The organism is Robiginitomaculum antarcticum DSM 21748 (genome assembly GCF_000365025.1).
In the GTDB taxonomy this organism is placed as follows: Bacteria; Pseudomonadota; Alphaproteobacteria; order Caulobacterales; family Maricaulaceae; genus Robiginitomaculum; species Robiginitomaculum antarcticum.
In genome coordinates, this window is record NZ_KB823011.1 from 823,748 (window position 1) to 848,803 (window position 25,056).

The window sequence follows — 25,056 nt, forward strand, 5'->3', positions numbered from 1 at the left end:
ACAGCAATGTCGTTCTGAAGCGGCCGGAGTAACCAGTCGAGGCGTTAAACGGCTCGCGCTTCAGGGGCCGGCCTCCTTTGCGTTACCATCGGAACCTACACCCAACACCGTCTTACCCTCCGACCAGCCAACGTACGCTTGCCTGCCCTGTGAGGTAAGAACAGTTTGAAGATAGGGGCAAAAGGAGAGGCGGGGATTGTTTTTTGTTTATCCGCTTTTTTGAAGCGCCCAACGCCCCGAACCGTCATCCTCGTGCTTGACACGAGGATCCATGACTTAACACAATGCCGTGTTTAAAAATCTTGGTGAAACAGAGGCTTACAAGCCCGCCTGCATGGCTCTCAATTGTAAGATGGATCCTCTGGTCAAGCCAGAGGATGACGGAGCTTGGGAGTATGGGTGGGAATAAAACCCGACCCTCAAAACGGGGATGACGGTCTCTCTAGTCCTACAAATCACCCAAAGCGATTTCGGGATAGTCGAATAGGACACGGCCCGCGCGGCGTAGATAATTGAGGTGCGCGCCCGCTTCGGGCATAACCACAAGGGCGTGATACCAGACCAGCTTTTGCATATTCTCAGCCTGCGGATCACCCGCCAGCAGGCCGTTGCACATGCCCTTAATCAGCAGGCAACCGGCGATAATATGGCCGCAGAGCATCAAATAATTACTCGCTCCGCCCAGACCGTCTGCCTCGTCGATATCCAGCATAATCTGCGTCGCTTCGCGCAATGTGGCCAGGCTCTGCTCCAGCGCATCGCGGCTACTGCCGAGGCGCACGCCTGTCTCGGCAGTCGTCATTACCAGTAAAGCCGGAATCTGCGACAACTCTTCGATCAAAGCCATCATACCCGCCCCGCCGTCGCGGCGGATTTTGCGCGCCAGCAGGTCAATCGCCTGAATACCATTTGTGCCTTCGTAAATCGAGGCGATACGGCTGTCGCGGTAATGCTGCGCCGCGCCGGTTTCCTCGACAAAGCCCATGCCGCCATGCACCTGCACGGCGGTTGATGTGGCAGAAATGCCGACATCAGAGCCATAGGATTTGGCAATCGGAGTCAGCAAAGCTTCGCGGATATGCGCCGCTTTGCGCGTCTCCTCATGCGGGTGGGAGGCGGCGATATCTCCCGCCACAGCGGTGGCCATGCAGATCACGCGCGCGCCCATCAAGCGGGCTTTCATATCCATCAGCATCCGCCTCACATCGGGGTGACCGATAATGGTCTCCTGCTTGCCCAGCGTGCGCCCTTGTACGCGCTCACGTGCAAAGCCCAATGCCGCCTGGTAAGCGCGGTCGCCAATCGCGACGCCCTGCACGCCTACAAAAAGACGCGCTTCATTCATCATCGTGAACATACACGCCAGGCCGCGGTTCGGCTCTCCGATTAACCAGCCTGTCGCCCCGTCAAATTCCATCGTGCAGGTCGGGCTGCCATGAATGCCTAATTTATGCTCCAGACCGATACATTTCAGGCTGTTACGCTCGCCCAGCGCGCCGTCATCGCCGACGAAATATTTGGGGCAGAGAAATAGCGAAATGCCCTTAGAGCCTTCGGGCGCATCAGGCAGGCGCGCTAGGACAAGATGGACAATATTGTCCGCGCAATCATGCTCGCCCCATGTGATGTAGATTTTTTGTCCGGAAATTGCGTAGGTGCCGTCGCCCTTATCCACCGCTTTGGTGCGCACGGGGCCGAGATCAGATCCGGCCTGCGGCTCTGTGAGATTCATCGCGCCCGACCATTCACCCGTGACCATTTTGGGCAAATATTTGGCTTTTAAGTCATCACTGGCATGGGCGGCGATCGCCTTCATCGCCGACGCCGTCAGCATGGGGCATAGGCCGAACGCCATATTGGCGGCGTAAGTCATCTCTCCGGTCGCAACCGAAACGGCTTGAGGTAGTCCCATGCCGCCATGGTCGACAGCCATGCCTAATCCTTGCCATCCAGCTTCCACATAGGCGCTATAGGCATCTTTGAACCCTGGAGAGGTGGTCACCGCATCACCTGAAAGCGCGGCTGGCGTTTGATCACCCGCCCAATTGGTTGGCGCCAGAACATCAGAGGCAAAGCGCCCTGCGCCATCCAGAATATCGCCGACCAAATCTGCCGTCGTGTCGCTATGGTCCGGACAGGCCAGCACCGCATCAAAATCAACGGCATGGTGGAGTAAGTACTTCATGGATTTGATCGGAGGCGTATATGGCATAACAATATCCTGATTTAATTTTCGTATTTTTCGCACGATCACGCCGTATGAGGCAAAGTACAAATCGCCGCGCCCGTATTTATACGCAGCCTGCACGACATTCGGCCTACGCACATCAAGTTCGGGGTTTCGCCCTGTCCTGTGATATGGTCTAAACTTAAGCAAACCACTGCCCTATATGACTATATTAGGAGATATATATCGTGAAAACAGTCCTCTTTCCGGTTCTGATCAGCAGCGCCCTTGTCCTGACCGCATGCGGGGGTGATGACAGTCCTTCCAAAGCGCCTGCGCCCGAAGTCATAAGCCAGCCTACGGTTGCCGTTAAGGTCGCTGCGGCAGAGCCGGTGAGCGCCCTAGAGCGCGGCGAACAGATTTATAAGCGCTGCAAAGCCTGTCACACGGTCAATGAGGGTGGACGCAACCGCGTTGGCCCGAACCTGTGGGATATTGTGGGCCGCGACGCCGCAGCGGTTGAAGACTTCGCCTATTCACAGGCCATGGAAGAGAGTGGTGTGGTCTGGACTGAAGAGAACTTGTCCACCTATCTGCTAAAGCCGTCTGCATTCGTGCCGGGCGGACGTATGGCCTTTGCCGGACTTCGCGACGAATATGACCGTGACGCGGTGATCGCCTATTTGAAAGCCCAGTCCCCGGCGGCGCAGTAGCTGTACGCGCGATGAGCAAGCCCTATCGTCACATCCGGTTTCTCGCCAGCAATAAGCCCGACGCGCAAGCTGCGCTTTCGCGGCTGATCGCGCGCTATGGTCAGGCGGATGCGGGCGATGCCGACGTCTTTGTCGCTGTCGGCGGAGACGGGTTTTTGCTGGGCACATTGCACCGCCATATTGATTATGTGCGCGCCGGAACGCCGATTTACGGCATGAATTACGGCACAATCGGGTTTTTGATGAACGCTTTTGAAGAAGATAATTTGCACGAACGCCTCGACAAGGCTGAAGCGGCCATTGTCAGGCCGCTCCTTATGCGCGCAAGCGGTGAGCACGGTGACGTTCAAGCGCTCGCCATAAATGAAGTCTCACTTATTCGCCAGACGCGTCAGACAGCGCATTTAAAAATTAAAGTCGACGGGCGCAGCCGTTTGGAACGGCTGATAGCCGATGGCGTATTGGTGGCTACTGCGGCCGGGTCAACGGCCTATAATTTATCCGCTCATGGCCCTGTTCTCCCTCTCGGCGCAGATATATTGGCCCTAACTCCCATTAGCGCCTTTCGCCCCCGGCGCTGGCGCGGGGCGCTGCTGGATATCGATGCCCATGTTGAATTTGAGATTTTAAATCCTGAAAAGCGCCCCGTTAGCGTTACAGCGGATGATCAGGAATTTCGCGATATTCATCATGTTAGCGTCAAAACCGCCCATGATATTGAGCTCAAATTGCTGTTTGACGAGGGTCATGAACTGGACGAGAAAATCCTGCGCGAGCAGTTTTCGACCTAAGCCTCCAAATCAAAAGCGTAATCCGTCAATCCATCCAGCTTTTCCAGCAAATAATCAGCATCATCTTCATCCATGCCGTAAGGCAGGGTCAAGACGCGCTGGATCATCAAATTTTGGAAATAGGCGCGGTCATATTGAACCGAAGCGGTCTCTAGATCGCGAAATATCGCCGCCGCGCCGCGCAGAGTCTGCACGCTGAGGTGAGAGAGCCGCGCGCGTACGCCGAGCGCCTGCATACCAAATGTACCGGATTCATGTAGCATCAACGCCGCTTTGGCATGACTGATCCCGGCCCGCGCCGCGAGACCGTATTCGGTGAAGCGCATTTGGCCGCAACAGGCTGCGCGCACCATCAGGCTATCGGTCAGACGGCCTTCATCCATCAGGCGGCGGGTCATCAATTTTAAATCTTTGGCGACCCAGCTCTGATCGATAAAATCGATTGTCGCGCGTTCGCGCGTGCGCTGCCCCAGCGTAATGGCCAGCTGCACAGGCAAGTCATGACGCTGTGAGATACGAATGGCAATTTCTTCGCTCGCCTGCGCAATAAGCTTTTCGACGACAAGCGGCGGCAGGTCACGCCGCGCAATCAGGCTTTCTTCGATAAGATCATCGCTTTTGGACAGGCGAATCATATCCTCATAGGCCGCCTCATCCAGCGGTGCGCCGTCATTGGCCGCCAGATTGGCCAGAGCGGGGCCGTCACCAAAGCGGATCACGGCGCGCACTATCGAGCCCGTTAATGTCGGTCGCCGGGCAATGGCCATGACCTTAGCCGCCGCTTTGGAGCGCAAAATATCAAGCAGGTCATCATCAGTCAAAACCGGTGAGAACTCCAGGATGGGTACAGCAATAGAATTAATGTCGCGGATCAATATTTTGGCGACGTTATGGGGCAGTTCCGGCGAATTTCGAAGCGTTATGGCCAGCGCGCGGCGTACTATGGCGGCCACATCGCCGGCAATATGCTGCAGGACTGCCGCGGCTTTTACCCGGTCAGCGGCGCTGAGATCACCTCTGCGCACGCTGTGGCACAAGCGCTGCGTCGCGGCGCTGCGCTGCTCGGCATCAGGGTGACTGACCGCCGCGCGGATATCGTCGATTGAGAGAGGTGATTTACCGGAGTCTGACGCAGCTATGTCCATGACACAGCATTAGGTGATTATGGTAAATGAGGGTTTAAGGAAAATGGTACCGCCTCTCAGGTTTGAACTGAGGACCTCTGGTTCCACAAACCAGCGCTCTAACCAGCTGAGCTAAGGCGGCATATTAATTTTCTATGGCGCGGGTCTTACACACCCAAGGAAAAGCGCGCAAGGCGGCATTGCCCCTCTTGCGCGCTTTTTAACAGATAAAGCGGTCAGATCGCGGCGTTACGCCCAGCCTTGCGCCTTGATATAATCATTGAGTTTTTGAGCCCGGCTAGCCGGATCCGGATGCGTTGACATGAATTCCGGTTGGCGGGACGGATTGGCTTCGGCCATTTTCTCCCAGAGGCGGACAGATTCCATAACGTCATATCCCGCCTTATGCATATATTGCGCGCCGAGCAGATCGGCTTGCAGCTCATGCTTGCGGCTATAGGGGAGAATGATGCCGTACATCAGGCCCATGCCCAGACCGGCTGTCACGAGCTGTGAGTTGCTCTGTGCGTCTTGCGCGCATTTTTGGACTTCATTTTGGCGGGCGCGGGTATAATTTCCTGATTGGCGATATTGGAGGTCCATCTCTTTACAGCGTTCCATCAATTTCGCGCCACCATAAGCGCCGCCCAGCTGCACGGCGAGACCGCCGGCCATTTGTTGGCTCACGCGCTCTGCTGCGTGACGGCCTGTGACGTGACCGACCTCATGGCCCATAATCGCAGCGACTTGGCTGTCATTATCGGTAAAATCCATCATGCCTTTGTAAAATCCGACGCGGTTACCCGGCAGAACGAAAGCATTTTTAGTATCGTCATCAAATACGGCGTAATCCCAAGGCTGGTCAGCACGACCGGCGCCTTGTGAGATGCGCGACCCGACACGGGCCAGACGCTGAGTATAACGCGGATCGGTCATAACGGGCTGTTTTTGCTTGGCTTCGGCCCAGCTTGCTGCGGCCATTTCGCTAAGCTGCGCGTCGGAAACCAGAATAAATTGTGATTCGCCTGTTTCCGGATTGGTTGCGCAACCCGAATTAACTGTGGTTATGCCAATAACAGATCCCGCTGCGATACCTTGTATAAGTCGCCGCTTGGTCAGCATATCGCTCAGTTTCGGGTCTTCGCTTACAATGTCATGAGTATCGCACATAATGTTCTCCAGCAGTTTAACCATATCGGTATTTGATATTATCATATCATATCTGAACGTTAGCCAAATGAAAGGCGACGCGCAAATGTACATTTAATACGTCTGAGAGGAGGCATGGTTGCAATTTCACGCCCATCACCCCTGCCCTATGCCGCAAGGACATGGTAGAGATAGCCAATGACTTTCACGATAGGTATATTCGGTGCAGGCGCAATTGGCAGTTATATCGGGGGCTATTTGGCCGCGTCAGGAGAGGATATTATCTTTCTTGGGCGCCCGCGCGGCGCGCAAAGCTTTGCCCAATATGGCCTTACCCTGACCCATTTTAGCAAGCCCGATATAAGGGTAACACCGGAGATGGCGCGCTATACTGACGAGGTGGGGGAGCTTCGCGCCTGCGACGTTATTTTTATCACCGTTAAAAGTCAGGATACAGCGCAGGCCGCCGCGCAGCTGGCTCCCGTCATCGCCCCTCAGACACTTATCATCAGCCTGCAAAACGGTGTCGGAAATACGGATATCCTGGCGGCTACCCTTGGCGGGGACCGTGTTTTCAAAGCTATGATCCCCAATAATGTACTGGCGCTGGATGCTGGCCGGTTTCACATGGGAACAGAAGGCGAGATCGCAATTGAGGATACCCCGTCCCTCGCCGCGCTTATTGATCGCATGAAGGCGGCTAATCTGGATGTTGAGGCGCGGCCGGATATGGCGGCGGCGCAATGGACTAAATTACTCATGAACCTGTCTAATGCAGGCAATACCCTGGCGGGACTGACTATTTATGAGCATTTGCGAAGCCGCGATCACCGCCGCGTTTTGGCGCTCAGCATTGACGAAACCCTTGCCGTACTCGGCGCAGCCAATATCGCGCCGCCGCGTTTGGGCAAAGTCAATCCGAAGATACTCGCTCCGCTGCTCCGCCTGCCCGATTTTATCTATCACCGGCTCATGCCCTTTATCATTAAAATCGATCCTCAGGCGCGCTCATCCATGGCGCAGGATCTGATCGCCGGTAAAGACAAAAGCGAGATTGACGCGCTCAACGGCGCGGTCATCGCTCTGGGACACGATGTCGGTCTCGCCACTCCGGTGAATGATTATATTACCGCCCGGATCAAAGCCGCCTTTGCGGCGGGGGAAAGCCCGAAGCTTTCAGGCGCGCATATGCTAGCGCAAATCAAGGCTTTGACGCGCGGATAGTCCAGGCAATGGGTTTGGCGTCACCGTCGGGCGCAAATACGTCAGGCTCGAGCGGGGCCATGCCGCCCTTGCGCAGAGCCGCCCCAATCTTTGCGACATCATCTGCGGACAGCGCCGCGTTCTGCATCGCCTCCATGCGCGATAAATAGGCTGTGACCTCAGCGGCATTACCGTCCAGCCATCCTATAACATCCGGCAGGGCGTAATTTTGTAGCCGCCCAAACATCTGCGCCGTTCCGGCTTGTATATGTTTGGCCAAAGCCATACCGCTGCGCGCGAGTTCGTCCAGCGTTTTTCTCGGCTCACTTAAAGCGGTAATCGCGGCGTTATAACTGACCTGATCCTGGGCATTGGCCGCCGCGAACACATCTTTGGCCACATCCAGATACCGGCTGTCTATTAAAACGTGCGCCTTGGCTGATTTGGCCGCGCATTCTTTATCAATTGCCCCGCCCTTGTAATGGGCGAGCGCCGCAAATTGGCCGCCCGGCGCGATGATACGGGCAATCTCAGTCGCCGCATCATATGCGCCTGCATATTCAAATCCAAATTGGCTGACCGCAATATCGAATTGCCCGTTTGTGAACGGCGTTTTCGGGAGCGCGCAAACCACGCCTTGAACATCCTGCATATTGGTTTGAAGCGCAGTAATCGCGCCGCTTGAAATATCTGCCCCGGTCAGATCGCTTATCCCCGCCGCCTGCGCGCGGCGCAACACCGTCCCGGCCCCGCAGGCCAAGTCCACGAGTTTGGATGTTGGCGTCAACGGCGTAAATATATCGTCCCAAAACCCGGCAATTCCGGTATGGGTTTCAACGCCAACACCGTCCAGCGCAGCGCCGGCCCGCACGCCGCTGCGCCCTTGCCAATAATTGTCCCACTCAGTGCTCATAGCCGTTCCTTGGCAGAGTTTTGCGTCTCTGGCCAGTCACGCGGCCTTTTGCGGGATACAATTTTAATGACGGCCTGAAACGCCTCTTTTAATTGAGCGCGGCGCCCTTACATTTGAATTGAACCCGGAGATGCCCATGCCGCTAAATGACGCCGTTATAAAAAGACAGACCCCGCGTGATGATTTTACCATTGATCAATGCTGGGACGAATATTCGCGGAGCGAACACGCTGTCTGGTCCATGCTGTATGAACGGCAAGCGCAAGCTCTAAAAGGCCGGGCCTGTGATGAGTTTTTTGAAGGTCTGGATCATCTAGACCTCAATGATGGCGGCATTCCCGATCTCGAAAAATTAAATAAAAAACTTCACGCCCTAACGGGATGGGAAGTTGTTATGGTGCCTCATCTTGTGCCTGATGATGTGTTCTTTACCCATTTGGCCAATCGCCGCTTTCCGGCGGGCCGGTTCATCCGGGGCGCAGACCAGATGGACTATCTTGAAGAGCCGGATATCTTCCATGATGTCTATGGTCATGTGCCGATGCTGACCCAGCCTGTCTTTGCCGATTATATGCAGGCCTATGGTAAGGGCGGATTGCGCGCACTGAAACATGACTGCCTTAAAAATCTGGCGCGGCTCTATTGGTACACGGTCGAATTCGGCCTGATTAAAACCGATGCCGGCATGCGCATTTACGGGGCGGGTATTGTCTCCTCGCGGACGGAGTCCGTATTCAGTCTTGAATCAGGCAGTCCTAACCGCCTCCATTTTGATCTCGAGCGGGTCATGCACACGGATTACCGTATTGACGATTTCCAGCAGGTTTATTTTGCGATTGATAGTTTTGACGAGCTATTCGCCGCCACGCAGCAGGACTTCGGCCCGCTCTATGAACGGATGAGCACGGATAAGCAGATGCACAGCGTGACAGATATATTGCCGGCCGACAAAGTCTATAATCGCGGCACTCAAGATTATGCGAAGAGCGGCGGGCGCAAGGCTAATCAGAAATAATGTGCTCTGAATTGTCTAATAGGTTATGTGTATAGACTGTTTTTACGGTCAATATCTCTAAATTTGGTATAAAAACTTTGTATGCGATACTCCCGAACAATCTAATTTGGAAAGTAGCGAACGGTGTATTTCCCTCAAATGCAATCCCATGGAATGGTAAAGAAACTAACCCGTCGAATTGCTTTATATTTGAAGAACAAAATTGATCTTTCCCTCCTAATAAAAAAGTTCGTATTAAGTTAAATTGAGGTGAAGCCTCAATAACTCGCTCCCCAAATCTGGCACAAGCGAATTCATAAACGATTTTTAAAATTAAGTTTTTGGGTAATGGTTTTCCCGTTAATTTAGGAGTAGAATGAATATTCTGTCGTTTTTTAATGCTGTATTGATTTGATATATCTACAATATGTTCAAAAGGGGCATTACTGACTAAGTCTAAAGCCTTTGCTATTTCTGCCTTCGATAGCCCATCTTTTTTCAAATGCTGAGTTAATATGTTTTTGGTTTCGGCTTCATCCACTAAAAGAGAACCATCATTAAGCCTTTTAGCCGAAAAAATACCAGAATTGCGGTAGATTTGAGAAAAATCTTGCCCATCAATTGTAGTTGAATATTCGCTATTTCGATTAATACTTTCGTAGAGATTCGGCAGTGCTTCAGCTAAGTTAGAAATTGCGATTCGAACAGGGTCAGAATTTTTTGCCTCATTTTCAAATTGATGCCCCATATGGTTATTGCAATTTTCACATACGCACCTGCAAGTTAAAACGCCCCCCAACGACTTAGGTATGATGTGTTCGCTAGAGAGTTCTTTGCTCTCCAAACAAATAATACAGTAGTTATGTTTCCAAGGGAAGGTTCCCAAAATCACCCCCGCTGGAACGGATAAAAATCATCACCTAAATCCATAATTTTGGTCAGCGCATCGAGCGCGGCGAAGCTCTCGGTCATGATGGCGGGGTCGCGAATATCATCAGGCGCGAGGCTCTCGCGGTAATGCGTGTTCACCCATGCCTTCAGATCGCGATGCAGCGCAGGCGTGAACCGGTTGCCGTCATGGACATCCGCCCACTCAGCCTCGGTCAGGGTCACGCGCAGGCGCAGGCACGCCGGGCCGCCGCCATTTTGCATAGACTGGCGTACATCGACAAATTTCACCGTCCCGATGGGGCCGTTCCCCGCTGTCAAAACATCGCAGAATTGACGTGTCGCTACATTCTCCTGTGTTTCCAGCGGCGCAATTAAAGTCAGGCGATCTTCGCCGGGCATTTGCACCAACATGGAATTAAACAGATAGGCTTTGATGGCGTCGGCCATCGGCACCTCAGCGCTCGCGACTTCAACAAATATCGGCTCGAAAACGCCCTTGGCCGCGGCGCGAATATCGGTTTTCATCACCTCCGTGTCGGCAAAGGCCAGTTCGTGATAAAACAATGTCTGCATCGCGCCGACGCAGACCACATCATTATGGAACGCGCCTGCGTCAATCGCAGCGTCGCTTTGCAGAGCAAAGACGGTGCGCGCCGGATCTAGGCCATGGCTGCGCGCAATGGCGCGGCTAGCCTGCACGGTCTGGCGGGCCGGATAGCCGGCCCGCGCGCTATCATATCCGTCGCGGCCATAGACCAGTAGCTCGACGCCTTGATCTCCCCGCGCGCCGCACAGGCGCACATGATTGGCCGCGCCTTCATCGGCAAAGACGCTCTGCTCCGGTAGGGCGCGGTGAACGGCCGCAAAAGGGAAAGCGCGCGACAAAGACCGGCCTGTTTGCTCGTGCTCGATAGAGCGGTGCAGCATGGTTGAGAGGTTTGCGGGCGTAAAATGCAGTTTTCCGTCTGCGCAATCCGCTGACGGGCTGATCGTCGCGGCATTAGCGGCCCACATCGAACTGGCTGACATGAGATTACGCATTAATCGAGGCGCTTTCTCCCATGCGGCGGCGAAAATCTGCGCGTCGCTACCGGTAAACCCCATCTGGTGCAGAGCGGGCAGATAGGGACGCTGCTGCGGCGGGAGAATGCCCTGCCACAAGCCAGCCGCGTGCATCGCCGCCATTTTTTCCAGGCCCTGAAGCGCTGCGCCGCGCGGGCTGGAGATCAGGCCGGCGTGACGCGATGAGGCCAGATTGCCTTGCGACAGACCGCCATAATTATGGGTCGGCCCGATCAGGCCATCGAAATTAGCCTCCCGCGCGCCCATTATGACGCCTTAAACGGCAGGCCCTGCGCCGTCACTGTTTCGACCTTGGCCGAGATTTGGCTGGACATAGGCCACGCGCAAAAATCAGCGGAATAATAAGCGCCGGGATTGTGATTGCCGGACAGTCCGGGTCCGCCAAAGGGCAGCGCGCCGGACGCGCCTGTTGTCGGGCGGTTAAAGTTGACCACGCCCGCATGGATGCGCGATTTGAAGATATCCCAGTTATTGTGATCGTCAGATATTAGTCCTGCAGACAGACCGAATTTTGTCGCGTTGGCGCGGGTGATCGCGGCGTCGAAATTATCGACACGGATGATTTGCATATTGGGCGCGAAAATTTCTTCATCTTTCACGCTCTGCCCGGTCACGTCTACGATTCCGGGAGACAAATACGCGCCGCCGCGATCCATACGCTGCATGGATTTTAGCGTTTTGCCCGGCAGATCTTTCGCCATGCCGGCCACTTTTCCGGCAATATCTGCGCTGATGAGAGGGCCCATAAAGATGCCGTCATCATCCCACGCGCCGATCTTGATCTGCTCTGTGGCGGCAATAATCGCGTCCACAATCGCATCACCGGACTTACCCGTCGGCAAAATAATACGTCGCGCACAGGTGCAGCGCTGCCCCGTTGTGATAAAGGCGGATTGCACGATATGGCTCGCTGCCGCCTGCGGGTCGCTGACATCCCAGGCGATGAGCGGATTATTGCCGCCCATTTCCAGCGCCAGTAAAATATCCGGACGGCCGCCAAATTGTTTATGAATGGCCGCGCCCGTCGGCGCAGATCCGACAAACAGCACGCCCGCCAAAGCCTCATGCGCTAAAAGCGCTTCGCCTGTCGCGCGGCTACCCTGCACCAGATTTATAACGCCGGGCGGAAATCCTGCCGCGTGATATAAATCCATTAAGAACGCGCCGGTCTTCGGGGTCAGTTCGCTGGGTTTAAACACGACCGTATTACCCGCCAGCAGCGCCGGTAATATCTGCCCATTGGGTAAATGCGCCGGAAAATTATACGGCCCTAAAACGGCCATGACCCCATGCGGGCGGTGAACCAGCTCTGCGCGGCCAAAACCTGTCTCAAGCGTGCGCGTGCCTGTGCGCTCTTCATAGGCGGTAAGGGTGACGCCCGCTTTGGCGCCGACAACGCCCGCCTCGCCTGTCGCGTCCCATAATGCCTTACCTGTTTCCAGCGCAATGAGACGGCCCAACTCATCGTTCTTAGAGGCCGCAATCTCGGCAAAGCGTTTCAAAATCGCGATGCGCTCAGATAATGGGGTTTGCGACCAGCCCTCAAAGGCTGCTTCGGCCGCGCGCATGGCTTTATCCACATCGGAGCGATCCGCGCTCCGGCCAGTCCAGATTGTTTGCCCATATGACGGGTCGATGCTGTCCATGGCCTCGCCGGATGCGGCGACCCACTGTCCTGAAATAAACATATCGCTCATGATCGTTTTATCCATAGTCTCGCGGGCTCGCCGCGGTTTAAGTTTAAAGCGGTGCAGTCACTATCCGACACACCTACGCCATTATCATTTATAGAAACTGATGTAAGAATAACGCGTAAGCCGTTGATTTTATTGTTTGATACGAGTGCAGTTATAGTGCGGCTCTCCGGCTTGATTATCGTCATCACCCGGCTATCGCGTACCGTACGAAGACTGTCGCGATGGCCTGTCAGACACGGCCCGCCATCGAAAATATCGACGACGCGGTCATAACGAAACCCTTCGGCCTCCAGATAATGGCGCGCGCCTGCGCCGTCTTTATGGGTCTGGCCTATGACGGCGCGGGCGGGCTCCGGCAATAAATCAACATAAATCGGGTAGCGCGGCATCAGATCGACGATAAATTCATTTTTCGACGCGGCGCTAATCGCGTCGGCTTCGTCAAAATTCATCCGGAAAAACGGCCGTCCGACAGCGTCCCAGAACAGGCTGGCCCCTGTCTCATCGACAACCCCGCGCAGTTCAGAAATAACCGTCCGGTCAAAGCGCTGCGGCGCAATAGCCATCATCATATATCGGGCCTGACTGATCAGGCGGCCCGCCCCCCGTTTTTTCGCGGTCTTGCCGCGATAATCCGGATGAACAAATAAGGTCCCGACTTCACTGGCCCCCGTATATTCATTGACCAACATCAAAATATCAATACCGAAGGTTTCTTTCAGCGCGGACGAAGCCTGTGTCAGGCGCAGGAGTTTATAATTAAAATACGGCGCATTATTACCCACCCGCGATTTCACCGCGCTCATCCCCGCGATCGTTCCATCATCGCTGTCTTCTAATATTAGCAGATATTTTTCATTTTCAGGCGCGTCCAGAACGGCGCTAAACGCTGCTTCGCTATCGGTAATCTTTGCCGCCAAGCGCTCCCGGCCAACCGATAGCGAGGTAAATCCCGGTCCGGCCAGCTCGGCCAAATGACATATAGCGTCAAGATCACCGGCGCGGGCGGGGCGGACAAATAAGCTCACTGTGCTGCCGCTGTCGATGACGCAAGATCGGCCATAGCCATCTCTTTGACGGTGGCGGCATTAAATTCGCCGCCCGCAATTTTCATCAGAATCAACGCCGCTAGCTGCGCGCGTTCAGTAAAACTGGCGACTTTGACATATTCACGGTCAGAATGGATATCGCCGCCGCGCACGCCGAGCGTATCGACATTCGGACATCCGCTCGCCCACAGGTTATTGCCTTCACAGACGCCGCCGCTCATTGACCATTTAATCGATTGCCCCAACAGGGCCCCGGCCTGTTTGACCCAATCAAATATCTGAGCATTTGCGGGCGCCATAGGCTTTGGCGGACGGGAAAATCCGCCCGTGAGTTCGGCGCTAATTCCGTCTTCGGTATTTACATCCGCCACCAGATTATCAATTTGCGCTGTGATCCACGCCAAATCCTCGGTTTCAATCATCCGAACATTAAAGCGCCCCACGGCTAGCTCGGGGACGATATTGGTTGCGCCGCCCCCGTCAATTTTGGCCATATTGAAGGTGACGCCCTCGCGCTGTCCGTTCAGCGCGTCCACTGCCGCAGCGAATCGCGCCATGGCAGTGATCGCATTACGGCCCAGATGGTGCTCCCGTCCTGCATGTGCGGCGCGGCCTTTGATGATCAGAGCAAAATTGCCACTGCCTTTTCGGGCACCGGCCAGTGAGCCATCGGCCAGCGCAGGCTCAAATGTTAGCCCGACATGGCTGCGGCGTCCTAGCTCGGCAAGGCGCGGCGCGCTGCCGGGCGAGCCGATTTCCTCATCCGGGCTAAGCAGAACGGTATATCCTACCTTATGGGCTGCACTATACTGTTCCAGAGCTTTGAGGGCTTCAATCATGACGATAATGCCGCCCTTCATATCCGCAACGCCGGGGCCGTTCAGGGTTTCATCATCCGTCCATGTTGCGGACTGAAAGTGAAAGTCTGCCGGGAAAACAGTATCATAATGTCCGGTCAGCACAATCTGAACCGGCGCGTCCGGGCGGACTGTAATTTCAAGCGCTGGAGCGTATTCGACATGGGTTTGTTCGCCCGCAGCGGTCACATATGTGCCTTGAGCTAAATCGGGCTCAGCGATCTGCCCGCCCAGCGACGCAAAGGCATCGCGAAGATTAGCCCGCATCGCGTCGAGACCGGCGCGGTTATGGCTTCCGCTATTAATGGCCGACCATGTCTGGACACGCTCAACCATATCATTTTGATGGGACGCGATAATATTTAACAGAGCGCGTTCTTCGTCGGAAATCGTAATTTTAATGGACATGGCCGCAGCCTAAAGCAGCCATGCGTCGGGATAAAGCCCCGCATTGCAGGGTTTAAGAACCAATTTTAGACAGAATCCCGCCGGACCGCTCATAAGCATAAAAAAAGCCCGGCCTAAGCCGGGCTTTCTAAGTCTATTTGAGACGCTCTACTGAATAATCATTCCAGTGTCTGATCCTGGGATCAGGCGGATGACAACTTCAGTACGGCGGTTCAGAGGTTCGCGTACGCCGTCACCGGTCGCTACGGCGACTTCTGATTCGCCTTTAGCTTGTGTCGTGATGTTTGTAGACTGGAAGCCGCGGCTAACCAGAGCACTTTTCACTGTATTCGCACGACGGCTGGACAGACCCATATTGTAGCTGGCAGAACCGGAGGTATCGGTATGACCCTCTAGAACAACGCCGCTAATGCCACAGGCTTGAGCGATTGATGACGCTTGGTCAACAACAGCAGCCGCTTCGTTAGTCAGGCGGGATTTGTCCCACTCGAAGTAAACAACGAATTGTGTATCACCTTGGTCACAGAAAGAATCTACAACAACAGGAGGAAGGGGCGGAGCCGGGCAAAGCGCCAGATCTTCAACAACCGTCAGGCCATCCCAACATGTATATGTTGTTACAGGGCAACGATCAGATGCAAGGATCTCGGATCCATCAGCACAGATTTTAGTTGCAGGGGGCTGAACAGAACACTGGCTGGCATTAAATACCATATTACCATCCCAACAGCGGTAATCAGCAACGGGAGTCATAACAACCGGAGCCGCACCAAAGCTATAACGGAAACCTGTCATAAGCATATGCGCCCCGACATCTTCCATTTGTGTTGAAATCTCAGCGCCTGCGCCGCCGCCTGGAGCCCGGCGTATGCCGTTAAAGTCCAGATCGGTCAGACCCATATATTTATAATGTGTGTCCCATGTCAGGTTTTCTGTGATGTCATAACCCAGACCCGCAATCAGCTGATAGCCAATTCCAGAATCATTATCAGAGAACTCACATATTGGTGAGCAAGCTGCATTGGTTACATTAACAGCGCCTGTACCCGGACCAAATGGGATTGCGGACGGGAAGTCAGAGGTTTGAGCGGAAAGATGACCGCGAACAAAACCAATACCGGCACCGACATAAGGTTCCCAACGACCAAAGTCGTTAAAATCATAAATCGCGTTCAGCATTGCGGAATATGTACGGAAATCAGCAGACGTGCTCGGAATAGAGCTGATCGCGCCGAGATCATTGTAAATATACGTGCCGTCCAGTTCCAGACGCCAGTTATTACCAAACTCATAGCCAAGACCAATAGACGGAGCCAAATTGGCTTCACCTTGAACTTCGCCGACCAAATCGCCAGTGAATGTGGCTTCGTCAAAGACGCCCGCACCAACATTACCGCGCAGATACCAACCGGTATCCTGTGCAGAAGCAACGCTAGGCGCTGCCATCAAAGCAGCCAAAGCAGCTGCAGCTAATAAACTTTTTTTCATGGTTTTCCTCCAGTATCGTGACCACAGAGGTCTCGAAGATTATAGCACTTATAAAGCGCAGATATCAAATTTGTTCCATTTAAAATAAAATTATAAATCAAAATGGCAAAATTTAGGCAATTTACCTAACTCTCAACCGTTTTAACCGTGAAACTTGAAGTAATGGTACCTTCAAACTCACAAAATCTCAATAGGCTTCTCCAATTTTCCGACCGCGGCGGCATTCACTCGAATCATAAATGCACACGCATTGGCTCAGAGTTCTCTAATCTTTCTCCTCGAAATTCCACAAATCGGTAAAATCCGAAGGAAAAGAATTAAAAACACACCCTAAGGTGACGAGTCACATTGCTTTGCACGTAACGCAATCAAGTTGATTTGGCTAGAGTTCAACACGCTCGACAGCCCTGTTTTTAATAATTAATCTTCGATTGTGTCTTTTTTGCATCAATACTGACCGGCACTCCCTTAGCGGAGGGAGACGGCCGCATGCAAAATCAGTGGAGAAATTTGGTGAGCTGTCAGGGATTCGAACCCTGGACCTACTGATTAAAAGTCAGTTGCTCTACCAACTGAGCTAACAGCTCCCAATTCGCGGCTAGATAGGCAGGCAGCGGCATTGGGTCAAGGCTATAAAACACCAGAGTGCTTGTTTTTTCGTCGCATGTGAGGCTAGTTAGCCCGCATGTCCTATTGGCCGGCTAAATTGATGAAGATTTTCGCGGTAATGACCGTGGTAGTTCTTCTCTGCGCCTGCGTCACACATCCGGCCCCAACCCGGACTCCTGACAGCCCTCCCACATATATGTCTCTTGCCAAGAAATCGGTCTCTGACACGCGGCGCGGTATTCCCGACGCTCTTAGGGCGCCTTTTCGTGATTTTAATTTAATGAAACGGTCTATTCCTGCTGTTCTTCAGCGCATCACCTATCCCTATGCGATTAATGGACCTGTCCATTGCACTGCGTTGATTATTGAGATCAACGCACTTAACTCTGTACTGGGCAATAGCGCAGATGTGTCCGCGCTAGAAAATTCCCGGCCAGAACAGATTGCAGAAGCGGCCAGTAATGCGGCGACCAATGCTATAGAGGATGCGGCGACAGGATGGATACCTTACCGCTCCATCATACGGCGAATCACAGGCGCGCATCAATATGAACGCGAGATTCGCAAAGCCTATGAACGGGGACGCATCAGGCGGGCCTTTCTTAAAGGCGTCGGCGGGGCCTATGGCTGCGCTTATCCCGCGCGGCCCAGTTCCGTGAAAGAACCGATGCGGATTATCGTGCCGCCTGAAAGCCCGATCAGACCTGTTGACCGGGAACCGCCTCCGACGCGAGTTCTGCCCGAAAAGTATCGACAAAAGCGTTAAATTCGCCCTCAGCTATCGCCGCGCGCATGCGGGCCATCAGCCCCTGAAAATAGGCAATATTATGCCAGCTGAGCAGCATGGCTCCTAGAAGTTCTCCCGAACGGATCAGGTGATGGATATAGGCTTTACTATAATCCCGACTGGCCGCGCAGGGCAGGCTTTCGTCAAGCGCCGTATCATCTTCGGCAAAGCGGGCATTTTTAATGTTGTAAGGACCTTTGTCAGTCCAGACCTGTCCGTGACGGCCGGAGCGCGTCGGGATAACGCAATCAAACATATCCACGCCGCGCGCGACAGCCTCAACCAGATCAATCGGCTTGCCCACGCCCATAAGATAACGCGGGCGGTCTTTAGGGAGATGCGGCACAGTATAGTCCAGCACATTACACATCGCCTCATGGCCTTCGCCAACCGCCAGCCCGCCAATGGCAAAGCCGCCATAGCGCGCCCCGCCGGCTTCGGCTTGCACGCTGGCCTGCGCGCTATGAATGCGTAAATCCTCAAAGGTGCTGCCCTGCACGATGGCGAACAGGTTTTGCGCCTCGCGCTGTCCAAATGCCGCGAGCGAACGCTGCCCCCAACGCAGGGATAGTTCCATAGAGCTGGCTGCCTCTTCGCGTGTGGCCGGGAAATTCGTGCATTCATCCAGCTGCATGGAAATATCGGCGCCCAGTAAATCGGCCTGTATTTCGATAGAGCGTTCGGGGCTCAGCATATGTTTACTGCCGTCCAGATGGCTTTGGAACTCGACGCCCTTTTCGCTCATCTTGCGCAGCTTGGACAATGACCAGACCTGAAACCCGCCGCTATCGGTCAGGATCGGCCCGCTCCAGCCGCCAAATTTATGAAGCCCGCCCAGTTTGGCGACGCGCTCTGCGCCGGGCCGCAGCATGAGGTGATAGGTATTGCCAAGAATAATGTCTGACCCGGCGCGGCGCACCTGATCCATATAGACGCCTTTAACCGTGCCCGCCGTGCCGACCGGCATAAAGGCCGGCGTTCGGATCTCACCGCGCGGCGTGACCAGCTTACCCGTGCGCGCAGTGCCGTCTGTGGCGTCGATCTTAAAGGGGAAATTACTCATAGGACGCCTAACTCTTATTCCAATTTAATGCCCAGTCACCAAAAACATGTATTCGAAGTTGGTTCAGTAGATCACCTGTTCCTGTTCGATCCCCATCAAAGATAATTGCTTTTTTGAAATCGAGTGAACAAATTTTCATCTCATCATCGCAGAGATATAAAATCTCATTCAAGTGAGCAGACACTTTGGCCATTATTGTAGAAAAGGCCCCAACAGATGACCAATTATACGGAAAAACAAATACCTCTTCAGATGTAAGGTCCCCAATATTCGCTGAAACAAAAGGCAGCACTTCAGCTATGCTCATGATATATTCTTCAGTGTGATCAGCTCTGTAAGGATTGAAATGTGTTGTGGAGTCTCTTAACGCAAGAGTCTCCTCTAAATTGAATGGTACTAGGGTTTCATTGACCAAGGCAGTCCAATCAAGCGATAGTTTTTCTACGGCAACCTTATTCTTCAAACGAGCTTTTAACGCGGTTCGACGAGCAATCTTATATGTTTTATTTTTGTGGCTCATTTCATTTGACGCGCCATAACAAAGATGAGTCGCCATAGGAATAAAAACGGTAATCATGAGTAATGGCGTGGCCGTAGGCGCGCTGCATGACCTCGCGTCCGGCCAGCGCGCTGACCAGCATAAATAATGTCGATTTGGGCAGGTGAAAATTCGTCATCACGCCATCAACTATCTGGAATTTATAACCCGGAGTGATGAAAATATCTGTCTCGCGCGCCTGCGCTCTCAGCAGGCCATCAACGCTAGCGCTTTCCAGCGCTCTCAGCGCAGTAGTGCCAACAGCAATCACGCGTCCGCCCGCGATGCGGGCCGCATTAATCGTCGCAGCGGCATTCGCGCTAATATCGAAATATTCACTATGCATGATATGATCGTCGGTATTGTCGGATTTAACCGGGAGAAATGTGCCTGCCCCGACATGGAGCGTCAGTTTGGCGAATTTAACGCCTTTGGACGTAAGTAAAGCTAAAAGCTCAGGCGTGAAATGCAGCCCGGCTGTCGGCGCCGCGACAGATCCCATGTCGCGCGCAAATACGGTCTGGTAATCCTCGAAATCGGCGGCATCGGCGGCGCGTTTGCGGGCAATATAAGGCGGCAGAGGCGCCGCGCCGCACGCTTGTATAGCACGCTCCAGCGCATCGCCGGATTTGGAGAATTCCAAAGTCACTTCGGCGTCAGCTTTAGCCGTGATCTTTGCTGTCAGATCACCGGAAAACCTGACCACATCGCCGACCTTCAGACGCTTAGCCGGACGCGCAAACGCAAGCCAAGTCGTAGCCGAGACATGTTTGTGAAGGTTAATATCGACGGTAACATCACCGCCGCCGCCATGGGCGCGTGCGGGCCGTATGGCCGTCAGCGCGGCGCGCAAAACCTTTGTCTCATTTAAGACAAGAATGTCCCCTGCCCGTAATAAATCAGGCAGATCGGACACATGGTGATCGGTTATGTGCCTGCCCTCAACATGAAGCATCTTTGCGCTGTCACGCGGGCTGACCGGCCGGAGCGCAATCGCGCGCTCCGGCAAATCGAAGTCAAATAAGGAGACGTCCATAACCGGACCTCTTATAAATACGAGGTGGTAGGCTTAGCTCACCGCCGCTTTGACGATCTTGCCGGGCATACGCGGCGGCTCACCTGTGGGCAGGCCGTCGACAAATTCCATACCGGACGTCACTTCACCCCAAACAGTATATTGACCGTCAAGGAATGTGGCGTCGTCAAAACAGATAAAGAACTGGCTGGACGCACTGTTCGGGTTTTGCGAGCGCGCCATAGAGCAAACGCCGCGCGTATGCGGCTTGCTGGAAAACTCGGCGTCAACTTTTTGCTTGGCGCCGCCCATGCCGGTGCCGTCAGGGCACCCGCCCTGCGCCATAAAGCCGGGAATAACGCGGTGAAAGGTCAGGCCGTCATAAAAGCCGTCGCCTACCAATTTAGAAATTTGCGCCACATGTTTTGGTGCCAAATCAGGCCGCATTTTGATAATAACATCACCAATATCGTCCTTATTATTATCCAGAGTCAGTGTAAGTGTATCAGACATATTAAATCCTATTGTGTCTTAAGGTTTGATGCGGGTCGGAATAACGATCTCGCAAATATCGGGGTAAGTGCCGTCAGCAAGTTTTTGATTTGCAATAAACCGGCGATAATCGGGGCCATCAGTTTTAAGCACCTGAATAGCAAGCTGCTCATTTTCAGGCAAATCAGATCCCAGACGCACAGTTTCCATTTGATCCGGCACGAAGCCGGCGTCTTCACCGGCTACTCCGACATTGAACTCAGTCAAATGCTGGCGGCCATAAACCGTATTGCCCCACACACTATATTGTTGATCAAGCCATGGTGCCGTGCCGCGCAAGAGGAAAAACTGACTGTTTGCGCTATTCGGCTCAGCGCTCCGCGCCATAGAGGTTACGCCGGAGCAGTGCAGCCCCCAGGCGTCCACCTTGCCGTCCGTATTGCCATCCAGTGACCATCCGGCATCGGATATCGGGCGGGTTGCAACCGGAAAGCTCTTGTAAAACCCAACATCGACAATGCCGGCATTCGGATCGCGCGGATTAACCTGGCGGCGGTTGAGAAGGGAAACCGGCATTGAAGAATCGCGGCGGAAGGTAAATTCGCCCGGAATATCCGGCAGATCACTATCGCCCATGCCTGTTCCTGTCGGATCGCCCGTTTGGTTCATGAAGCCGTCAATAACGCGGTGAAACACGATCATGTCGTAGAACTTTTTTTGCGCCAGCGCTTTGATCTGCGTGACATGATTTGGCGCAATTTCAGGGATCAGCTCGACAACAATCAGGCCTTTATTCGTTGTGACATAAAGTAGGTTGTCCTGCGCGGGCGTACGCCAAGCACTGTCCGGAGCGCAAAACCCGCCATCGGCGCAGGTGTCTGCGGCTGCGGCAGTAGTTTGCGACGCGGGCTCGGCCTCTTTTGCACAAGCAGAACCAAATAAAGTTGCGCCCAATATGGCGCTGATAACAAAACGTGAAATCATGAGAATTTATCTTTCAGTCTGAACTCCACCTCCGGCGGAACAAAGTGTGAGATATCGCCGCCGAGGCGGGCGATTTGCTTAACCAGCCGCGAGGCAATTGCCTGATGCTGCGGGTCGGCCATCAGGAACACAGTTTCGATAGTCGGGTCAAGCTTGTCATTCATACAGGCCATCTGGAATTCATATTCAAAATCAGACACAGCGCGCAGGCCGCGCACAATCATTTGCGCCTTATTCGCCTGCGCAAAATGCATGAGAAGGCCTTCAAACGGCACGACTTGAACCGGCGTATGGCCGTCCATCTGTTTTACGGCGGTCGTGACCATATCAACACGTTCGTCGAGACTAAATAAAGGTTCTTTTTCTCGGTTTATCGCAACCCCGATCACCAGCTTGTCGCACAGCTTTCGCGCGCGTTGGATGATATCGGCATGGCCGTTGGTCAGGGGGTCAAATGTTCCGGGATAAAGCGCAATACGTTGAGTCATAACGGGCTTATAGCCGAGCGCGCTATGATTTCCAGTAAAACCCTAAATCATTAAGCGGTTTAAATGATATGACTGTAAAGCCTGCTTCTATCGTTTTTAGGCCGCTTATTTATGTCGGATAGCTCCACATTTGCACCAGAACCGTTATAAAATAAGTCTTTCGAAAGCGGGGCTACTCATAATCCAGTATAACCCTTAATAGTTATAAATAACAACGGCTTAGTGAATAAACATAATCTAATTTATCTTCGAGCATGTGATTTTATAATTGTAGTTTTAATGTCTATTTATGACATCGACATTGAATTATTTCAGATCTATCGCGGTGCGTCGGAGTCCATCTGGGCCACGGAGATTGCATGAAGTCTCCATCCGCCGTCTATATTGCGGTAGATGAGATCAAACCGCAACGCTTGCGGACGGTACTCGAAAGCGCCGCGAAGACGCAGATCGCCGCTGGGAATGATGGCCGGTGAAATATAGTAAGTCGGCTTGATCATAATGGCGCGGCCCACATCCACGCGCTGCGTGCGCAGGTTTGAAAAGCTCTGGCTTAATTGACCAATAGGGTATTTTTGCTGGAAGCTGGGCGACCCGAGAGCGTATAAAACGGAGTAATTGCCTGTGCGGTTGGCATTATCCAGCGCGATCATCGTCGACCAAACCAGGCGTGCGAAGACATTTTCATCCGGCACAGCGCGTTGCGCCTGTAACGGTAATGCGGAAAAAAGAAATATCGTAACGAGAGTAAGGGCCGCCCGAAGGCGGCCCGTAAATGATATAAAATACATAGACTTACCAGCTGGCTTTAAAGCCGGCGCGACCGCCTGTGCTGCCATTGTCAGTACCGGTTGTGACGCCGAGATTAAGCTGCCAGTTTTGGTTTACCCGAACCGCAGCCGAGCCGGAGACAGCGCCTTCACTGTCATAAAAGCCGTATCCTCCGGAGATCGCAAATTTTTGTCCGACAGGGACGTAAGCGGTATCCAGAGCGATTGCAGCAGCAATGCCGGCACGGTTGTCAAGAATATCGCGGCTGTTCTGATCAATCAGAGAGCTGTTGGCGGAGAGGCCTGCGCCTAATGTGTAATCTGTTGCCAGATTACCGGCCTGGTCGGTTGTCACAACGCCTATAGCGCCGGACTGGGCCGCTAAACTGGCCGCACTGTTTAGACCCGACAAACGTGTGGTCGAGTTTGCACCGCCGATTGCGACTTGGTTAGCCCCTGTAGCGACAGCGCCGTTACCAATGGCTATTGAATTCATGCCTGATGCATTGGCCATGTTACCTATAGCCACAGAGCCGGAACCGGACGCGTTGGACGCTTCGCCAATGGCCAAAGAGCGAACCCCGGAGGCTTGGGCCAGGTGACCGAAAGCATGGGCGCGTTCGGCAGTGGCATTGGCCTGCCACCCGAATGCAGTTGCGCCCGGACCGGCTGCACTGGCTTCACCGCCGACAACAGTCGTCGAATTGCCGTTTGCGCTTGCCATAGTGCCTATAGAAATCGCGTCATTACCTGTGGCGCTGGACTGGTTACCCATAGCAATACTTTCCAGACCACCCGCCTGCGCGGCTTCACCGACAGCCAAAGACCGGATTCCCGATGCATTGGCCAAATGGCCCAGAGCCGTCGCGCGTTCTGCGCCGGCAGAAGACTGCCATCCGAAAGAGGATGCGCCCGGCCCCATCGCCATAGCTTCGCCGCCGACAACCGTCGTGGAATTGCCTTGTGCATTCGCCATGGTTCCGATTGCAACGGCGTCTATGCCATTTGCTGTCGACATATTGCCTTGCGCAATAGATTCAAGTCCCATGGCTGTTGCGGCTTCGCCGACCGCTAATGAGCGAACGCCGGAGGCATCGGCCAAGTGACCAAAGGCTTGCGCGCGCTCTGCACTGGCTGATGATTGCCAGCCAATAGCTGTTGCGCCTGCGCCATTAGCCGACGCTTCGCCGCCCAAGACTGTCGTCGAATTACCCGTAGCGGTTGCCATTGTGCCGATTGCGATGGCATCAATGCCTTCTGCGACAGCCATATTACCCGCTGCAATGGATTCCAGACCCATGGCCATAGCGGCTTCACCGACCGCGAGAGAGCGAACGCCTGTTGCTTGCGCCAAGTGACCAAAAGCTTGCGCGCGTTCAGCCGTCGCCGCAGAACGCCAGCCAATAGCCGTGGCCCCCGCGCCTGTTGCATTAGCTTCGCCGCCAACAGCTGTGGTCGAATTACCATTTGCCGTCGCATCTGTACCGACAGCCGTGGCATCAACGCCCGTCGCTGTTGCGCCTACGCCGCATTCCAGAGCGGTTGGCTCACCTGCATTCGCATTACAGTCCGGCGTTGCGTCGGCTTGTGCCGTGACTGCCAGCATAAAACCGCCGGCGCTGAGCGCCGTACCTGCAATAAGTGTTTTAAGTAAAGAGTAGTGAGACATGTGTTCGCCCTATTATTGACCAGCCCACCCGGCTGGCGACTTATGCATAATTGCTGAACGGGATACGGAGCACATAAGCGAAAAGGTGCACAAAATATTATTTTACATAATCAT

23 protein-coding genes and 2 tRNA genes are annotated in these 25,056 nt (G+C 53.9%); 5 read left to right on the forward strand and 20 right to left on the reverse strand.

The features are described from left to right. Window positions 1-448: 448 nt before the first annotated feature. The gene (locus H142_RS14235) at window positions 449-2,212 is read right to left on the reverse strand and encodes an acyl-CoA dehydrogenase family protein (RefSeq protein WP_156811878.1); all 1,764 of its coding nucleotides are present in this window, start codon (window positions 2,210-2,212) and stop codon (window positions 449-451) included. Window positions 2,213-2,415: 203 nt separating this feature from the next. Between H142_RS14235 and H142_RS0103985 the strand changes: the two genes are divergently transcribed. Further along, window positions 2,416-2,880, forward strand: coding sequence for a c-type cytochrome (locus tag H142_RS0103985; protein WP_017930811.1), 465 nt, complete (start codon window positions 2,416-2,418; stop codon window positions 2,878-2,880). Between the two features lie 11 nt (window positions 2,881-2,891). After that, the gene (locus tag H142_RS0103990; protein WP_017930812.1) at window positions 2,892-3,671 is read left to right on the forward strand and encodes an NAD kinase; all 780 of its coding nucleotides are present in this window, start codon (window positions 2,892-2,894) and stop codon (window positions 3,669-3,671) included. Here the strand turns inward: H142_RS0103990 and H142_RS0103995 are convergent. The 3 genes from H142_RS0103995 to H142_RS0104005 form a co-directional block, all read right to left on the reverse strand. Beyond that, on the reverse strand, window positions 3,668-4,816 hold the full coding sequence (locus H142_RS0103995) for a DUF2336 domain-containing protein (protein ID WP_017930813.1): 1,149 nt from the start codon (window positions 4,814-4,816) through the stop codon (window positions 3,668-3,670). The two genes, H142_RS0103990 and H142_RS0103995, sit on opposite strands and share 4 nt — an antisense overlap. Window positions 4,817-4,860: 44 nt before the next feature. Beyond that, a tRNA-His gene (locus H142_RS0104000) sits at window positions 4,861-4,937 on the reverse strand. 107 nt (window positions 4,938-5,044) lie between these two features. After that, on the reverse strand, window positions 5,045-6,010 hold the full coding sequence (locus H142_RS0104005) for a M48 family metallopeptidase (protein WP_017930814.1): 966 nt from the start codon (window positions 6,008-6,010) through the stop codon (window positions 5,045-5,047). 132 nt (window positions 6,011-6,142) lie between these two features. Between H142_RS0104005 and H142_RS0104010 the strand changes: the two genes are divergently transcribed. Further along, entirely contained in the window at window positions 6,143-7,168 is a 1,026-nt protein-coding gene (locus H142_RS0104010; protein ID WP_017930815.1) for a 2-dehydropantoate 2-reductase, read from the forward strand. On the opposite strand, the gene H142_RS0104015 is transcribed toward H142_RS0104010, so the two are convergent. Beyond that, window positions 7,146-8,060 (reverse strand): class I SAM-dependent methyltransferase, encoded by a 915-nt coding sequence (locus H142_RS0104015; protein WP_017930816.1) that lies wholly within the window; start codon window positions 8,058-8,060, stop codon window positions 7,146-7,148. The two genes, H142_RS0104010 and H142_RS0104015, sit on opposite strands and share 23 nt — an antisense overlap. A gap of 136 nt (window positions 8,061-8,196) precedes the next feature. Between H142_RS0104015 and phhA the strand changes: the two genes are divergently transcribed. Then, window positions 8,197-9,075 (forward strand): phenylalanine 4-monooxygenase, encoded by an 879-nt coding sequence (phhA, locus tag H142_RS0104020; protein WP_051048567.1) that lies wholly within the window; start codon window positions 8,197-8,199, stop codon window positions 9,073-9,075. On the opposite strand, the gene H142_RS0104025 is transcribed toward phhA, so the two are convergent. From H142_RS0104025 to H142_RS0104055, 7 genes are all read right to left on the reverse strand, one after another. Continuing rightward, on the reverse strand, window positions 9,062-9,940 hold the full coding sequence (locus H142_RS0104025) for an HNH endonuclease (RefSeq protein ID WP_169331802.1): 879 nt from the start codon (window positions 9,938-9,940) through the stop codon (window positions 9,062-9,064). The two genes, phhA and H142_RS0104025, sit on opposite strands and share 14 nt — an antisense overlap. Window positions 9,941-9,942: 2 nt before the next feature. Continuing rightward, complete coding sequence (locus H142_RS0104030; protein WP_017930819.1) at window positions 9,943-11,274, reverse strand: N-succinylarginine dihydrolase; 1,332 nt, start codon at window positions 11,272-11,274, stop codon at window positions 9,943-9,945. Continuing rightward, entirely contained in the window at window positions 11,274-12,728 is a 1,455-nt protein-coding gene (gene astD / locus H142_RS0104035) for a succinylglutamate-semialdehyde dehydrogenase (protein ID WP_156811928.1), read from the reverse strand. Before astD ends, H142_RS0104030 begins: the two co-directional genes overlap by 1 nt. Next, complete coding sequence (locus tag H142_RS0104040; RefSeq protein ID WP_017930821.1) at window positions 12,722-13,753, reverse strand: arginine N-succinyltransferase; 1,032 nt, start codon at window positions 13,751-13,753, stop codon at window positions 12,722-12,724. The genes astD and H142_RS0104040 overlap by 7 nt, the downstream gene beginning before the upstream one ends. Continuing rightward, on the reverse strand, window positions 13,750-15,039 hold the full coding sequence (locus tag H142_RS0104045) for a hydrolase (protein WP_017930822.1): 1,290 nt from the start codon (window positions 15,037-15,039) through the stop codon (window positions 13,750-13,752). The genes H142_RS0104040 and H142_RS0104045 overlap by 4 nt, the downstream gene beginning before the upstream one ends. Window positions 15,040-15,186: 147 nt before the next feature. Then, window positions 15,187-16,527, reverse strand: a complete 1,341-nt coding sequence (locus H142_RS0104050) for an OmpA family protein (RefSeq protein WP_017930823.1) — start codon at window positions 16,525-16,527, stop codon at window positions 15,187-15,189. A 511-nt stretch (window positions 16,528-17,038) separates the two neighbouring features. Beyond that, window positions 17,039-17,114, reverse strand: a tRNA-Lys gene (locus H142_RS0104055). Window positions 17,115-17,332: 218 nt separating this feature from the next. On the opposite strand from H142_RS0104055, the gene H142_RS0104060 reads away from it, so the two are divergent. Further along, on the forward strand, window positions 17,333-17,902 hold the full coding sequence (locus tag H142_RS0104060; protein WP_156811879.1) for a hypothetical protein: 570 nt from the start codon (window positions 17,333-17,335) through the stop codon (window positions 17,900-17,902). Here the strand turns inward: H142_RS0104060 and tgt are convergent. The 8 genes from tgt to H142_RS0104100 all read right to left on the reverse strand — a co-directional run bounded on the left by tgt (window position 17,835) and on the right by H142_RS0104100 (window position 24,942). Further along, window positions 17,835-18,986 (reverse strand): tRNA guanosine(34) transglycosylase Tgt, encoded by a 1,152-nt coding sequence (gene tgt, locus H142_RS0104065; protein WP_017930824.1) that lies wholly within the window; start codon window positions 18,984-18,986, stop codon window positions 17,835-17,837. The genes H142_RS0104060 and tgt overlap by 68 nt on opposite strands. 7 nt (window positions 18,987-18,993) lie before the next feature. Next, window positions 18,994-19,506, reverse strand: a complete 513-nt coding sequence (locus tag H142_RS0104070; protein WP_017930825.1) for a hypothetical protein — start codon at window positions 19,504-19,506, stop codon at window positions 18,994-18,996. Window position 19,507: 1 nt separating this feature from the next. Then, window positions 19,508-20,560, reverse strand: a complete 1,053-nt coding sequence (gene queA, locus H142_RS0104075; protein ID WP_017930826.1) for a tRNA preQ1(34) S-adenosylmethionine ribosyltransferase-isomerase QueA — start codon at window positions 20,558-20,560, stop codon at window positions 19,508-19,510. 33 nt (window positions 20,561-20,593) lie between these two features. Continuing rightward, window positions 20,594-21,052, reverse strand: coding sequence for a peptidylprolyl isomerase (locus tag H142_RS0104080; protein ID WP_017930827.1), 459 nt, complete (start codon window positions 21,050-21,052; stop codon window positions 20,594-20,596). 18 nt (window positions 21,053-21,070) lie between these two features. Then, on the reverse strand, window positions 21,071-22,015 hold the full coding sequence (locus H142_RS14240; protein ID WP_017930828.1) for a peptidylprolyl isomerase: 945 nt from the start codon (window positions 22,013-22,015) through the stop codon (window positions 21,071-21,073). Continuing rightward, window positions 22,012-22,503: a pantetheine-phosphate adenylyltransferase gene (gene coaD, locus H142_RS0104090; protein ID WP_017930829.1), complete on the reverse strand. Its 492-nt coding sequence runs from the start codon at window positions 22,501-22,503 to the stop codon at window positions 22,012-22,014. The genes H142_RS14240 and coaD overlap by 4 nt, the downstream gene beginning before the upstream one ends. 317 nt (window positions 22,504-22,820) lie before the next feature. Next, the gene (locus tag H142_RS14245; RefSeq protein ID WP_017930830.1) at window positions 22,821-23,294 is read right to left on the reverse strand and encodes a hypothetical protein; all 474 of its coding nucleotides are present in this window, start codon (window positions 23,292-23,294) and stop codon (window positions 22,821-22,823) included. A 4-nt stretch (window positions 23,295-23,298) separates the two neighbouring features. Next, window positions 23,299-24,942 carry a YadA-like family protein gene (locus H142_RS0104100; RefSeq protein WP_017930831.1) on the reverse strand — a complete coding sequence of 548 codons (1,644 nt, stop codon included), beginning with the start codon at window positions 24,940-24,942 and terminating at the stop codon, window positions 23,299-23,301. Window positions 24,943-25,056 lie beyond the last annotated feature (114 nt).